The following is a 13,098-nucleotide window of genomic DNA, read 5'->3' on the forward strand; positions in this document are numbered from 1 at the left end:
GCGACGCCTGGAACAAGCTCATCGCCCAACCCTGGCGCATCATGTCCATCGGACTGCGCCGATGGGCCCATGGGTGCTGATCAATGAGAATTGGTATTAGCCCGGCGTAACGGTTCTCGCGCCTGTAGATGCCCGATGGCCCACTAGGTGGGCGTGACCCACAACTCGTGCAGACCCCGCCCATCTCGAAACCAGTGAACCTGTGAGATCGGATCCTGACCGCAGTTGGTATAGGACCGCACGATGCCATTGACGACGCGCTGGGCAGTCTGGCGACTTCCGACAGCGTAGGCGAGCAGACGAGGGGTCGTTCCGCGATTATTATACAAATCGCGAACGTAAATCGCATGTGACATGAACACTCCAGGATCGGTTAAATAACGTAACTGATAACTGTGAGTGCAATGCGCAGCTCGGATCCTAGTTCAGCGAGAGCTTGAACCCTAGTTATTGCAATCCTCATTCCATGCGGACAAGTGGCTTGATCAGCGCGGTCGCTGTCGACCGACGCCATGTACGATTGCAATTTGAGATAGCAAAAGGGTTGAGATGCCTCGCCTAGCTACTCTCGGTTCGCGCCTCACGACACTGGACACCCGAACAGCACGGCCAGTACCCAAGAGAGCGGACGCCGAGCTACTAACCCCCGAGCACGCCGCCTGGCGCCAAGAGGTGCTGAAGCGAGCCGGGTGGAAGTGCCAATGGCCCGGCTGCTCAGCCCACGGCAGGCGCGGTGGGGTCCGGCTCTACGCCGATCACATTGTCGAACGCCGGGATGGCGGTGACCCACTGGATTCAAGGAACGGACAGGCGCTGTGCTCGCCGCACCATGGACTCAAGACCGCCGCTGAGCGGGCGCGGCGCATGGGGTTGATGCCGACTTAGCCGAACGGCGCCTGCGGGCGTCCTGGGCCATCCCAGGAACCGTGTGCGGCCACCAGCGAGGGGTGGGGGGCGGTCTAAAGTCTGGCATGCCAGGGGGTCGCTACCGCACAGGGTCGCATTCGCAGAATTAATCGCCCCGACTGATCAAAATCAAACGGGCAGAAATCAGACGGACATGGCAACAAAATCAACTGGCATCGGTCGGGGTGGCAGGCGTCAGGGGGCCGGCCGCAAGCCCAAGTACGCAGGATCGGCAACGGCGACCGAGCTCCAAATCGGCGAGGCGGCACAGGCGGTCGTTGCAGCGATGCAGCAGCCGGGCGGCATCACCAGAGCTGCGGACCTTGTTGCGAAGGCCTACGCCACCCTGGAAGACGTGATGGACAACTCACCCTTCCCGGCGCCTCGCGTCACGGCGGCCCGCGCCGTCTTGGACCTGGCCCGCGAGGAATCGGACAAGTCGAACTTGAACGGCAAGAAGGCGGTGCGCCAAGCGGCCGCGGATCAGGCCACGGCTGGCGGCGGCAAGTTCGCCCAGCGGAGCGGGCCTCGGCTGGTCGCCAGTAACCCGTGACCGCAAAGCCCGAGTGGACGACGGCCTGCCCGGACTGGGAGAAGCGGATCGTCGCCGGCCGGACGCTCATTCCGTTCAAGCCGCTGTTCCCCGAGGCCGCCGAGGATGCCCTGCGGGTGTTCAAGGCGCTGCGGGTCGTCGATCTGCCAGGTCAGCCGACCTTCGGCGAGGTCAGCGAGCAATGGGTCTTCGATTTTGTGGCGGCCATCTTCGGCGCCTACGACGAGGCCACGGGCAAGCAGCTCATCCGGGAGTTCGGGCTACTCATCTCGAAGAAGAACACGAAGTCGACCATCGGCGCGGGTATCATGCTCACTGCCCTGATCGTGAACTGGCGGCACAACGAAGAGGTGTTGATCCTGGCGCCGACCATTGAGGTGGCGCAAAACAGCTTCAAGCCGGCCGCCGCCATGGTGCGCGCGGACCCTGAGTTGGATGCGGCCCTGGGGGAAGGCGGCTTCCTGCATGTGCAGGACCACCTCAAGACGATCACCCACCTCAGCACGAAGGCAGCGCTGAAGGTGGTCGCGGCGGATACCGACACCGTGTCGGGCAAGAAATCCGGTCGCATCTTGATCGACGAGCTATGGATCTTCGGCAAGCGCGCCAACGCGGACGCCATGCTGCGCGAAGCCACGGGTGGCCTCGTCTCTAGGCCCGAAGGGTTCGTGATTTGGCTCTCCACGCAGAGCGACGAGCCGCCGGCCGGCGTGTTCAAGGCGAAGCTGGACTATTTCCGGGACGTCCGGGACGGTAAGACGGTCGATCCGAAGAGCCTGGGGCTGCTCTACGAGTTCCCGAAGGCGATGGTGGAGGCGAAGGCCTACCTCGACCCCGAGAATTTCTACATCACCAACCCGAATATCGACCGTTCGGTGAGCCGGGAGTGGCTACAGGACGAGATGGTCAAGGAGGAAGTGAAGGGCGAGGACACCCGCCGGACCTTCCTAGCGAAGCATTTGAACGTCGAGATTGGAATGAACCTCCGGGCCAATCGCTGGTCCGGATCGGAATACTGGAGCCCCCGGGCCGATGCCGGCTTGGCTTGCCTCCCGGAGGACGACCGGGCCGGGCTGCGGGCGATCCTAGACCGGTGTGAGGTGGTCTGCGTCGGTATCGACGGGGGCGGCCTCGACGATCTGTTCGGGCTCACAGTGCTCGGCCGAGAGAAGGTGACGCGGGACTGGCTCGCCTGGACCCACGCCTGGTGCCATGAGGGCGTGCTGACGCGGCGCAAGTCGATCGCGGCCCGCCTGCGGGATTTCGAGCGGGCCGGCGAGCTCACCATCGTCAACGACGAACTCGGCGACATCGCGGAGATCGTGGAGATCGTCGCCAGCATCAAAGACGCAGGCCTGCTTGCCTGTGTCGGTGTCGACCCGGCCGGGCTCGGCGAGTTCATCGAGGCGATGGCCGAAATCGGGGTGACCCAGGAGGCCAAGCTCCTCGTGGGCGTGCCCCAGGGCTACGGAATGATGAACGCCATCAAGACCGCGGAGCGGAAGCTGGCGAACGGGACACTCCGGCACTCGGGATCGAGCCTGATGGCCTGGGCCGTGGGCAACCTGAAGATCGAGCCCACCGCGACCGCGATCCGGGCGACGAAGCAGAATGCCGGCGACGCGAAGATCGACCCGGTGATGTCGCTGTTCGATGCCGTTGTTCCGATGTCGCTGAACCCTGAGCCCGTCAACACGCGGTCGGTCTATGAGGGGCGGGGCCTCATACTGGTGTGAGGCCGAATGGGCATTCTTGATCTCTTCCGATCGACACCGAAGCCTGAGCAGGCCGTCGGCCCCGGCGTGATGGCCGATAGCGGTGCGGTCGCCTTCTACGGGCTGAACGACCCGGCGCTGGTCGACTACCTCCGCAGCGGGAACGGATCTTCCGCCGGAATTGAGGTGACCGTCGAGCGGGCCATGAAGAACCCGGCCGTGTTCCGGTCGGTCAGCCTCGTTTCCGAGGCGATGGGGATGTTGCCGACCCACGTCATTAACAAGGCGACGAAGGAGAAGGCCAAGGATCTCCCCCTCTACAAGATCCTCCACCGGCGCCCGAACGAGTGGCAGACCGCCTACGACTTCAAGACGCTGTTGCAGCTACGCGCCCTCGTTCACGGCGATGGCTACGCCCGCATCATCCGGTCCCGCGATTTCGCGCGTCGCCGCGACACGATCATCGGCCTCGTGCCGATCGACCCACAACGCGTCACCCCGATCCAGAACGCGGATTGGACGGTGTCCTACCGCTATCAGCCCACGAGCGGGCAAAGTGTCCTCTTCGCGCCTCGGGACATGTTCCACCTTCGAGGCATCTCGATGGACGGTATCCGCGGCATCTCGCGGGTTCGGCAGGCCGCCGACGCGATTGGCCTTGCCATCGCCGCCGATCTCGCGCTCGGGCGCCTCTACAAGAACGGCAGCTTCATCAACGGTTATCTCGCACACCCGAAGACGATCAGCGGCGAGGCTGTCGAGCGGCTGCGGCACTACTGGTCGAGCCGGTTTTCCGGAGCGGCCGACGCCGGCAAGACGCCGATCCTCGAAGAGGGGCTGGAATACAAGCCGATCGGCTCGACGGCCAAGGATGCGCAGTCGCACGAGACCCGTGGGCGCCAGATCGAGGAGATCGCCCGCATCTTCGGCGTGCCCCGCCCGCTTCTGATGATCGACGAGACAAGCTGGGGCTCGGGCATCGACGTGCTCGGCCAGTTCTTCGTCCGGTACGCCCTGAGTTCGTGGTTCGAGGCGTGGCAGCAGGCCGCCGAGCGGTCGCTCTTCAGCGATGACGAGGCCGACCTCTACGAAATCAAGTTCAACGCCGGGGCGCTCCTGCGTGGGTCGATGAAGGACCAGGCGGACTTCTTCGCCAAGGCGCTTGGCGCCGGCGGCCAGCAGGCCTGGATGACCCCCAACGAGGTCCGCGAAACGCTGGATCAGCCTTCGCACCCTGACGGGGACCGCCTCGGCAATCCGATGATGGGCCACAACGGTGGCCCGCCACTTCAAGAAGGGACGGCAAATGGCTGACGAACCCCGCGAGCCGATCCCGGCGACGCAGCAGGACCAGACGAACGAGCCTACCAAGGGCAAGCCCCGCCTGGTCGCGAGCGACGAACTGCAGGCCCTGGTGAAGACCCAAAAGCCCCGCGGCATGATCGGTCGGATCAAGGCGGACGGCGAAGACCCGCGCGCCAAGCGGCCGGGCGCTCTCCCTGTCCCGCACCGTCGGAACGTATCGGCCTACACCCCCCCGCCGGTGATCGACCGGTGGAACGCGGATGCGGCCGGCGTGCAAGCCGTCGAGTACGGCGACAACGTCATCACGATGTTCGGGCCAATCGGCGAGGACTTCTGGACCGGCGAGGGCGTGACGGCCAAGCGCGTCACGGCGCAGCTTCGCGGCATCGGTGCCCGCCCGGTCGAAGTCCACATCAACAGCTTCGGCGGCGACATGTTCGAGGGCCTAGCGGTCTACAACGTGCTGCGCGAGCACCCCTACGACATCACGATCAAGGTGATGGGCATCGCAGCCTCGGCGGCCTCCATCATCACCATGGCTGGCAACCGGGTCGAGATCGGCGCCGGCAGCTTCATCATGATCCACAACTGCTCCGTGATGGCCGGCGGCAACCGAAACGATTTCCTCGAAATGGCGGCCTTCCTGGAGCCCTTCGACCGGGCGATGGCCGACGTCTACGCCGAACGGACAGGGATCGACGCCAAGGCCATCTCCAAGATGATGGACGACGAGACGTACCTGTCGGGCGCCGCCGCGGTCGAGAAGGGGTTCGCCGACGCCATCATGGCGGCCGAGAAGACGAAGGTGGACGAGAAGGCCAAGGCCGCCGACCACACCGTCAACGAGCTTCGCGCGATGGAGCTTCAGCTCGTCGCCTCCGGCATGTCGCGCACCGATGCGCGGGACCGGATCAACAAGATCAAGGGCACGCCAGGCGCTGCCCATGAAGAGAGTACGCCAGGCGCTGCTCTCGACACGGACGATGTCCGTTCCGCCGCGCCAAAAGCAGGCGATTTCGATTGGTCCAGCCTCGCTGGACTGGCCGCTGTAATTCGCTCCTGAAGGCACCCCTCATCATGAAGCACGTCCCCATCGCGTCGGCTCTGGCCGGCGCCTCCGCTCTCGTGCGCCCGAAGGCGTTCCTGAGCCCCACGCTCCGCGCCGACGCCTCCGATCCGAAGGCCATCATCGCCGCTCTCCAGAAGGGCTTCGAGGACTTCAAGAAGGAGAACGACGACAAGCTGAAGGCCAAGGCCGACGTCGTGGCCGAGGAGAAGATCGACCGCATGAGCGCCAGCCTCGGTGACATGCAGACGGCCTTCGACGACATGCATAAGAAGCTCGCTGCGGCCACCATGCGCCCCCGCGAGCAGATCGGCGACCTGCCTCCGACGAACCCCGAGTTCGTGGCCGAGTACAAGGCCTGGATGCGCAAGGGCACCGTCTCCGCCGCCATGGACAAGGGCACCGAAGGCAACGGCGGCTACCTCGCTCCAGTGGAGTGGGACCGCACCATCACAAGCAAGCTCAAGCGGATCTCGCCGATCCGGGCCAACGCCCGTGTCCAGACGATCTCAGTCGCTGGCTTTAAGAAGGTGTTCTCGGACCGCGCCGTCGGCTCGGGCTGGGTCGGCGAGACCGCGTCTCGTCCTGCTACCACCACTCCGGCGCTGGGCATTCTCGATTTCACCCCCGGAGAACTCTACGCCAACCCGATGATCTCGCAGCAGCTTCTCGACGACTCTGCCGTGGACCTGGAGCAGTGGCTGGCCGAGGAGGTCGATACCGAGTTCGGGCGCCAGGAGGGCATCGCCTACCTGTCCGGCAACGGCACCAACAAACCCTACGGCATCCTCACCTACGTGGCCGGTGCCGCCAACGCTGCCCGCCACCCCTGGGGCGCCATCTCCGTGATTAACAGCGGCGCCGCCGCTGCGCTCACCGGCGATGGCATGATCAGCCTGATGTACGATCTCCCGTCCGAGTTCACCGCGAATGCGAAGCTCTACATCAACCGGCTGTCGATCGGCGCCGCGCGCAAGCTGAAGGACGGCCAGGGCAACTATCTCTGGCAGCCGTCCTACCAGCAGGGCGAGCCCCAGACCCTGGGCGGCGCCCCCGTCGTGGAGATCCCCGACATGCCCATCGTGGCGGCCGGCAACATCGCCGCGCTCTACGGGGACATGGAGGCGACCTACCTCATCGTGGATCGTCTCGGCATTTCGGTGATGCGCGACCCCTACACCAACAAGCCCTACGTGGCCTTCTACACGGTCAAGCGGGTCGGTGGCGGCGTCTACAACCCCGAGCCCATGCGCGCTCTCCAGATCGCGGCCTGAGGCCAGATCACAACGGCGGGCCTAGCGCCCGCCGGCACCCTCTCATCCCCAACGCTATGAGGAAGCCGATCATGGCCGTCACCAACGACAAGACCGCGGAGGGCGAGAAGCCCGCCGACATCAAGCCTGCGACCAGCGTGGACACCTCCGGGGCTCCGCAGCAGGTCGTGCCGGACGTCGACATGAGCCACCCGGCCGTGGACGACAACCCGCGCGCCAACACCACCGTCGACCAGAACCGCATCGACTTCAACGACCCGACGCTGTCCGGCGCCGAGGCGGTGGCCAAGAACCTGCGCGAGCAGGGTATCGGCGTCGCCGAGCCCGACGACGGCAAGAAGGCCAGGAAGTAGGCCGCTCCTGCCTGGAGGCGTTCGTCATGCAGAAGCTCTCGATCGCGCTGATCGCTGGCATGACGCTGGCGGTCGCCTCTGGGGCCCTGGCGCAACAGGGCACGTATCAGCCATTCACGCAGCCAGGCGGGGCAGAAACTCCAGCTTACGTCATCCTCTGCGCCACTGGCGTGAAGCGCGAGGCCGCGCCCTGCGGTGGCGCCCTAACGCCGATGACGGTGCTCTCCACCCCATTCGTCCGTTCTGGCACCGGCGACCCCATCATCTTCGACGGCGTCACCACCACGCCGAAGCAATTCGCCATCACCAAGCCGGCGGATGCGACTAGCTATCGGTTCGTGAATCCCTGCAACGTCGACGTCCGCATTCGGAAGGTCGGCAGCATGCAGGAGAGCGTCACGCTCATCACCGGCACGCGGTTCTTGGCCCGATCCTCCGAGACGCTGGGCACCAGTGCGCCGACGTTCGTGTCGATCATCGCGACGGCAACGCCGACCACCGAATGCAATCCCGAGCTCCAATATGGGCGGGGCGGCTGATGCGGACCCTCGCCCTCGCCATCCTCGCCCTGGCTTTAGCCAGCCCGGCCGAGGCCAACCTCCGCGCCAGCAGCCCCATGATGGGCGACGGCGTTCAGCGCACCGGCCCTGGCGGCCCCCCTGGCGCCCAAGGGCCGCAGGGTGAGCCCGGCACTCCAGGCGTTGACGGGACAAAGGGAGACACGGGCAATGTCGGACCAAAGGGCAACACAGGTGCTACGGGCGCAACGGGTTCTCCTGGCCCCACGGGTGCCGCCGGGCCATCTGGCCCGACTGGTGCGAGTGGACCAGCAGGCGCAACGGGCGCTCAGGGTGCTACGGGAAGCCCAGGCGCCCAAGGACTGACGGGAGCGAAGGGTGATGCCGGACCGGCTGGTGCAACAGGGCTTGCGGGTGCTCCAGGCTCAACAGGACCTCGCGGCGCAGACGGTGTTACTGGCGCTCGCGGCGCAGATGGCGTGGCTGGACCTGTGGGTCCGGCCGGCACTACCGGAGCAACTGGAGCGGCAGGCGCGAACGGCCCGGCTGGTCCGAAGGGGGATACCGGAGCCGCTGGCCCGACAGGCCCTCAGGGTGCTGTAGGGGCGACGGGTCAGACCGGCCCGGCTGGCGTCCCCAAGCGCGTCGAGCGCTACACCGCCACCAGCAACGGCAATTCGGTCGCCACCTTCACCTGGGCGGCCTGTACTGCCGCAGCCGACGTTGACGTGATCCCAATGTGGTCCGGCGACCAGCAAATCACTGGCGGCGTCACCGCTCAGACCCTCTCGGGCGCTACCGTGGCCGTCAAACGGTCCAGGGTCACCATGCTTGCCGGGTTTCCGTTCGAACCGGCGCCGTCCACGCCCGTCACCGTCCGCATCATTTGCAATTGATCGGAGCAGCTTTCAGGAGGGTTGCTCCTCGCTGACGTGCTCCTCCTCTTCGGTCAGATCCTTCGGGTCAGCATCGTCGCCGCCAAGCACATCATCGAGATCGTCGGCCAAGTCGCTCAACTGGTTCTCGGTCGCGAACACCCGGAGCAGCTGACCGTCATCGGTCTCGATCGTGAGCCTGTACCCGCCTTCCACCTCCTCGGTCATGACGCGGGTGAGAATTTTCATCGTGGACATCGCGGCTCTCCGTCCTGGTGGGTGATGGGCAACGCGCGGCACGACCGAACGACTCACTACAGGATGCCTATGAGCGTCACCGTCATCATGCCCGCGACGGCCAAGCGCCTGACGACCGTCGCCAATGTGCGCGGCGATCTCGGCCTGACCGAGGACGCAGCGGCCGAGGCACAAGTCCTGCGGTGGGTTGACCAGGCTTCCCAACAGGCCGCCACGTACTGTCGGCGCGTATTCGGACGCGAAACGGTGCGCGAGCGCATCGACCTCTGCCGGCATGGCTCCGTGACCGAGGATGGCGGCATTCTGCTCGACCGCTCGCCGGTCGCGTCGATCGCGAGCGTCAAGGTCGGCGGCACCCTCCAAGCGTCGGACGCCTACGCTACCGACGGCCGCGTGCTCTACCGGATGGAGGGCGACGAGCGCCGGTGCTGGAGCGGGCGCGATGTCGTCGTCCAGTACGAGGCCGGGTGGCTGCTTCCAGGCGAGGAACGCACCGTCGGGGGCGTTCGCACGGCCACCGAGGATCTGCCCGCCGACATCGAGCGGGCCGTGATCCAGCTTGTAGGCGTGTCGGCGTCGATGGCTGGGCGGGACATCACCATCAAAAGCGAGGACGTTGAGGGCGTGGGCAGCCGCGACTTCTACGTCCAGGGCGCGAACGCCGCGCTCCCTCATCCCGAGGCCGAGGCGATCCTGTCGCAGTACCGCCGGATGCTGTTCGCATGAGCCCGGCGGCGGCGATTGCTATGCTGGATCGGCAGATCGCGGCGCATGGGCAGGACGTCACATTGCGGCGCATCGTGGCGAATGCTTCCGCCATCGAAAAGCCGTCCCGCGCCTTCGTAAGGGGCTACCGACCCGATGAACTGACGGGCGGCATCCAACAGGGCGACAGCCTGTTGACGCTGTCGCCGTCGAGCATCCCGGCCGAGTTCTCCGGTGCACAAGATCGCCTGCGCATGAACGATCGCATCGTCGTCAGCGGACGGACGCGAAACGTCCAGTACGTCGATCCGGTCGAGATCGCCGGGGCGATCGTCCGCTACAACGTGGTGGTGAGGGGCTGATGGCGATCGCCCGCTTCAAGACATCGGGCCAGGACGTCCGCTTCGCCGTTTCGCGCGCTCTGGCGCCCGAGCGCCGGCAGCAGCTCATCGCTGCAGCTGCGCGCGCCGGCCTGAAGGAGAGCCAGGACATCAACGACGCGGCGCTCGGGCGCGTCCCGCCGCACGACACGTTCGTGGATGGTCGGGCGGAAGCGCCGCTGGAAAGCGTCAATGCCGATCGCGGCGTGATCGTGTTCCGCTTCTCGCTGGCAAGCGAGGTCTTCAAGTGGATCGACGACATGCTGATCCTCAGCTCGCCGTTCCTGACAGGCCGCTACGCGCGCTCCCACGTCTTCTTCGCCGATGGCGTCCAGGCCAGCCCGGATGCGCCGCAGAGCGGTGATGTATTCGTCTTCCTCAACGAGCAGCCCTACGCCAGAAAAATCGAAAGGGGCCTGTCGAAGCAGGCGCCGGACGGCGTCTACGAAGGCGTCGCGGCAATGGCGGCGCGCCGCTTTGGCAACATCGCCCGCGTCCGGTTCGGGTTCCGCTCCCTTCAGGAGGGGGCCATCGTCTACAATCCCGGGAAGATCGAGATGCGCGCGCAGGTCGGAAAGCGCGAGGCGCGCGAGATCATCAAGCGAGAGCGCGATACGCGCCAGCCCGCCATCATCGTCACGATCAACTGAGATGGCGCTCAGCGCGGTTTCAGCCGCCGTCGAGGCGCGGCTTGCAGGTGGCTGGGACAAGTGCCCGATTCGCACCTTGAACGACCTCGCCGGCGATACGCCGCTGGACGACGAGCCGTTCATCGAACTCCAGTTTCCGGTTTCGCAGTCGGAGCAGATCAGCACGGGCTCGCCCGGCACGAACGTCTATCGCGACGAGGGCGTCATCCGGTTCGTTCTGAACGAGGTCCGCGGCCAGGGCATGGTGCGGGCCCTGGCCTGGGTTGACGAACTGGCAGCCCTCTTCCGCGGCAAGTACTTCGACGGAGTGCGCAGCTATGCCCCGTCGCAGCCGGTCCTCGACGACCGGAACGATGATGGGCGGTATTTTCGACTGAGCTTTGCCGTCCCCTACGAGCACGACACGCTCGGCTGATCACAGCGGCCCTGCCGCTCAAACCATCCTCTCGGCAACGAGGGGTGTTCCGGGCCGCGCGCCGCGCCCTGCCCATTTTCCAAAACCATCAGGAGAGCACCATGGCTTTCGCCAATGGCAGCGAGCGGCGTACCGCCTACGTCGCCGAGACCGCATTCGGAGTGACCCCGGCCACACCGTCGTTCAAGCTGTTGCGCATCACCGGCGGGTCGCTGCGCAGCAACAAGGGCACCGTCACCTCCGACGAGATCCAGGCCGATCGCAATATTCGCGACGAGCTGATGGTCAGCAAGGACGTGACCGGCTCCTACGATTTCGAGCTCTCCGGAGACACCTTCGACGACTTCATCGCCGCGGCCCTGCGCGGCGCCTGGGCGACCAACGTCCTCAAGAACGGCGTGCTGCGCCCGTCTTTCACGGTCGAGGAAACCCTCAACTTCGGTGGCACCAGCTCGTTCTCGCGCTTCCGCGGCGTCGCGGTGAACAGCATGTCGCTGAGCCTGCCGTCGCGGCAGAAGGTGACGGGCTCGTTCGCGCTCATGGGCGCCGAGGAGACCTTGGACTCGGTGATCGTCACGGGTGCCACCTATGCCGCCGCGGCCACCACGCAGCCCGCGACCGCGTCGGCCAACGTCGGCACGCTCTCGGTCGGCGGCACCACGACCCCATTCCGGGTCAAGAGCCTCAGCCTGGAGGTGGGCAACGAACTGCGCACCCGCGACGCGGTGGGCACGCTCCTTACCGCCGAGTTCGGCGCCGGGCGCTGCAACGTCACCGGCACAATCGAGTGCTACTTCGAGGGCAACGATCAGTACCAGGCGGTGCTCGATCACGGGTCCGGCGCGATCTCCTTCACCGTCGGGGTCGAGGCGAACAAGAAATACACCTTCCTGATCCCGAAGGCCCGCTTCCTCGACGGTGCTCGCAACCCCGGCGGCAACACCGACGACGCGATGCTGTCGATCCCCTTCCGCGGGGTCTTCGATCCCACGACCCAGGCCTCGATCCAGATCACGCGCCTCGTCGCCTGAGAGATCCGCCCACAGGAGGCGCACCCATGAAGACCGTCACCATCCTCTCGGATTTCTCGGGCTACCCCAACGGCAAGGACGAGCGCGTCTTCGCTAAGGGCGACGAGCCCGAGCTGTCCAACGAATACGCCGACCTTCTGGTCAGCAAGGGCCTCGCTCGCGAGGTCGCCACCCCCAAGAGCCCGGCAAAAGCCGAGCCCGCCACCCCCGCACAGAAGGACGCCGACGCGTGAAGCTCTCCTCCCTCAAAGTCGATGCCGCCAAGATCGAGGGCGGCGCCTGGGTCGGGAATATCCCCGAGATGGGTGACCTCAGGCTGAAGGTCTGCGGCCTGCAGAACGCCCGCTATCGCCGGCTCCAGAGCAAGCTCACCGACGCGATCCCGCGCGCCAAGCGCCAGGGCGGTCGCATTGACCCCGACGAGATGGACCGCGTCACCGCAATCTGTCTGCGAGAAACCGTGCTGATGGACTGGAGTGGCCTGGAGAACGAGGACGGCTCGCCGCTCTCCTATTCCAAGGAGGTGGCCGGAGAGTACCTGACCAAGCCGGAGTTCCGGCGCTTCCGCGAAGCCGTGATCTATGCGGCCAGCGTCGTCGGCGAGGACGATGCGGAGGCGGACAAGGCCGACGAGGGAAACTCGCCGATCGCCTCCGCTGGTCCCTAAAATGGGCTGACCACCTGCAATGGCTGCAAGCCGAGGTCGAGGCCGACCCGGATTTCCAGCCCAGGGCGCTCCTCGAACAGCCGGACCTCTGGCCTCACCTGCAGTTCGCGAGTGATGCCTTTTCGGATCTCTCCTCGGATCGTCTGATCGGCGCCATAGGAGGCTGCGGCCCCATCCCATGGTCTGCCATTGATCGCTATGCCGAGCGGTACGGGATCGACAACCTGGACGAGTTCGAGCGGTTTCGTCGGTTCATCCGAGGGCAGGATCGGGTCTACTTGGAGCGCGCGGCGGAAGAGGCGAAAGGCAAGGGCTGATCGGTCCTACTCTTTGCGCGTCAATTGTAGCGATCTCCGCGATTTGGTTTTCGGGTTTTTGGGCGGGGCGTTGCCCAGTCCCTCCCAAAGCCGGCGCGCACCATGGCGCG

General features: G+C 65.8%; 17 protein-coding genes. 16 read left to right on the plus strand and 1 reads right to left on the minus strand.

What is annotated here, in order from left to right:
* Nucleotides 1-1,060 precede the first annotated feature (1,060 nt).
* From ASG40_RS10475 to ASG40_RS22385, 8 genes are all read left to right on the plus strand, one after another.
* Nucleotides 1,061-1,459 (plus strand): hypothetical protein, encoded by a 399-nt coding sequence (locus ASG40_RS10475; RefSeq protein ID WP_156387664.1) that lies wholly within the window; start codon nt 1,061-1,063, stop codon nt 1,457-1,459.
* A complete protein-coding gene (locus ASG40_RS10480; protein ID WP_055884895.1) occupies nt 1,456-3,195 on the plus strand; it encodes a terminase large subunit in 1,740 nt (579 codons plus the stop codon). Before ASG40_RS10475 ends, ASG40_RS10480 begins: the two co-directional genes overlap by 4 nt.
* A gap of 69 nt (nt 3,196-3,264) precedes the next feature.
* Nucleotides 3,265-4,488, plus strand: coding sequence for a phage portal protein (locus tag ASG40_RS10485; RefSeq protein ID WP_244480590.1), 1,224 nt, complete (start codon nt 3,265-3,267; stop codon nt 4,486-4,488).
* Nucleotides 4,481-5,542, plus strand: a complete 1,062-nt coding sequence (locus ASG40_RS10490) for a head maturation protease, ClpP-related (RefSeq protein ID WP_244480591.1) — start codon at nt 4,481-4,483, stop codon at nt 5,540-5,542. Before ASG40_RS10485 ends, ASG40_RS10490 begins: the two co-directional genes overlap by 8 nt.
* Nucleotides 5,543-5,556: 14 nt before the next feature.
* Nucleotides 5,557-6,819: a phage major capsid protein gene (locus ASG40_RS10495; protein ID WP_082524003.1), complete on the plus strand. Its 1,263-nt coding sequence runs from the start codon at nt 5,557-5,559 to the stop codon at nt 6,817-6,819.
* Nucleotides 6,820-6,890: 71 nt separating this feature from the next.
* Complete coding sequence (locus ASG40_RS10500; protein ID WP_082524004.1) at nt 6,891-7,172, plus strand: hypothetical protein; 282 nt, start codon at nt 6,891-6,893, stop codon at nt 7,170-7,172.
* A 26-nt stretch (nt 7,173-7,198) separates the two neighbouring features.
* Complete coding sequence (locus ASG40_RS21170) at nt 7,199-7,711, plus strand: hypothetical protein (RefSeq protein WP_156387665.1); 513 nt, start codon at nt 7,199-7,201, stop codon at nt 7,709-7,711.
* A gap of 360 nt (nt 7,712-8,071) precedes the next feature.
* Nucleotides 8,072-8,293, plus strand: coding sequence for a hypothetical protein (locus ASG40_RS22385; protein ID WP_055884915.1), 222 nt, complete (start codon nt 8,072-8,074; stop codon nt 8,291-8,293).
* A 305-nt stretch (nt 8,294-8,598) separates the two neighbouring features.
* Here the strand turns inward: ASG40_RS22385 and ASG40_RS10515 are convergent, their stop codons facing one another.
* Complete coding sequence (locus ASG40_RS10515) at nt 8,599-8,823, minus strand: hypothetical protein (RefSeq protein WP_055884918.1); 225 nt, start codon at nt 8,821-8,823, stop codon at nt 8,599-8,601.
* A gap of 69 nt (nt 8,824-8,892) precedes the next feature.
* Here ASG40_RS10515 and ASG40_RS10520 point away from each other — a divergent pair, with 69 nt between their 5' ends.
* The 8 genes from ASG40_RS10520 to ASG40_RS22540 all read left to right on the plus strand — a co-directional run bounded on the left by ASG40_RS10520 (nt 8,893) and on the right by ASG40_RS22540 (nt 12,988).
* Entirely contained in the window at nt 8,893-9,549 is a 657-nt protein-coding gene (locus tag ASG40_RS10520) for a hypothetical protein (RefSeq protein ID WP_055884922.1), read from the plus strand.
* Complete coding sequence (locus tag ASG40_RS10525; RefSeq protein WP_082524006.1) at nt 9,546-9,890, plus strand: hypothetical protein; 345 nt, start codon at nt 9,546-9,548, stop codon at nt 9,888-9,890. The genes ASG40_RS10520 and ASG40_RS10525 overlap by 4 nt, the downstream gene beginning before the upstream one ends.
* On the plus strand, nt 9,890-10,558 hold the full coding sequence (locus ASG40_RS10530; protein ID WP_055884927.1) for a hypothetical protein: 669 nt from the start codon (nt 9,890-9,892) through the stop codon (nt 10,556-10,558). Before ASG40_RS10525 ends, ASG40_RS10530 begins: the two co-directional genes overlap by 1 nt.
* Nucleotide 10,559: 1 nt before the next feature.
* Nucleotides 10,560-10,973: a phage tail terminator-like protein gene (locus tag ASG40_RS10535; protein ID WP_055884929.1), complete on the plus strand. Its 414-nt coding sequence runs from the start codon at nt 10,560-10,562 to the stop codon at nt 10,971-10,973.
* Nucleotides 10,974-11,074: 101 nt separating this feature from the next.
* Nucleotides 11,075-12,004, plus strand: a complete 930-nt coding sequence (locus ASG40_RS10540) for a phage tail tube protein (RefSeq protein ID WP_055885011.1) — start codon at nt 11,075-11,077, stop codon at nt 12,002-12,004.
* A gap of 26 nt (nt 12,005-12,030) precedes the next feature.
* Nucleotides 12,031-12,237: a hypothetical protein gene (locus ASG40_RS10545; RefSeq protein ID WP_055884932.1), complete on the plus strand. Its 207-nt coding sequence runs from the start codon at nt 12,031-12,033 to the stop codon at nt 12,235-12,237.
* Complete coding sequence (locus ASG40_RS10550) at nt 12,234-12,671, plus strand: hypothetical protein (protein ID WP_055884933.1); 438 nt, start codon at nt 12,234-12,236, stop codon at nt 12,669-12,671. Before ASG40_RS10545 ends, ASG40_RS10550 begins: the two co-directional genes overlap by 4 nt.
* A gap of 23 nt (nt 12,672-12,694) precedes the next feature.
* On the plus strand, nt 12,695-12,988 hold the full coding sequence (locus ASG40_RS22540; RefSeq protein WP_443136604.1) for a phage tail assembly chaperone: 294 nt from the start codon (nt 12,695-12,697) through the stop codon (nt 12,986-12,988).
* The last annotated feature ends 110 nt before the right edge of the window (nt 12,989-13,098 follow it).

It is taken from the genome of Methylobacterium sp. Leaf399 (assembly GCF_001424525.1).
GTDB lineage: Bacteria > Pseudomonadota > Alphaproteobacteria > Rhizobiales > Beijerinckiaceae > Methylobacterium.

Coding starts and splice junctions, on each gene's coding strand:
- ASG40_RS10535 (WP_055884929.1), top strand. CDS start 10,560: ATGGCGCTCAGCGCGGTTTCAGCCGCCGTCGAGGCGCGGCTTGCAGGT.
- ASG40_RS22385 (WP_055884915.1), top strand. CDS start 8,072: ATGCCGGACCGGCTGGTGCAACAGGGCTTGCGGGTGCTCCAGGCTCAA.
- ASG40_RS21170 (WP_156387665.1), top strand. CDS start 7,199: ATGCAGAAGCTCTCGATCGCGCTGATCGCTGGCATGACGCTGGCGGTC.
- ASG40_RS10545 (WP_055884932.1), top strand. CDS start 12,031: ATGAAGACCGTCACCATCCTCTCGGATTTCTCGGGCTACCCCAACGGC.
- ASG40_RS10500 (WP_082524004.1), top strand. CDS start 6,891: ATGGCCGTCACCAACGACAAGACCGCGGAGGGCGAGAAGCCCGCCGAC.
- ASG40_RS10485 (WP_244480590.1), top strand. CDS start 3,265: ATGGCCGATAGCGGTGCGGTCGCCTTCTACGGGCTGAACGACCCGGCG.
- ASG40_RS10540 (WP_055885011.1), top strand. CDS start 11,075: ATGGCTTTCGCCAATGGCAGCGAGCGGCGTACCGCCTACGTCGCCGAG.
- ASG40_RS10525 (WP_082524006.1), top strand. CDS start 9,546: ATGAGCCCGGCGGCGGCGATTGCTATGCTGGATCGGCAGATCGCGGCG.
- ASG40_RS10520 (WP_055884922.1), top strand. CDS start 8,893: ATGAGCGTCACCGTCATCATGCCCGCGACGGCCAAGCGCCTGACGACC.
- ASG40_RS10515 (WP_055884918.1), bottom strand. CDS start 8,823: ATGTCCACGATGAAAATTCTCACCCGCGTCATGACCGAGGAGGTGGAA.
- ASG40_RS10530 (WP_055884927.1), top strand. CDS start 9,890: ATGGCGATCGCCCGCTTCAAGACATCGGGCCAGGACGTCCGCTTCGCC.
- ASG40_RS10490 (WP_244480591.1), top strand. CDS start 4,481: ATGGCTGACGAACCCCGCGAGCCGATCCCGGCGACGCAGCAGGACCAG.
- ASG40_RS10475 (WP_156387664.1), top strand. CDS start 1,061: ATGGCAACAAAATCAACTGGCATCGGTCGGGGTGGCAGGCGTCAGGGG.
- ASG40_RS10495 (WP_082524003.1), top strand. CDS start 5,557: ATGAAGCACGTCCCCATCGCGTCGGCTCTGGCCGGCGCCTCCGCTCTC.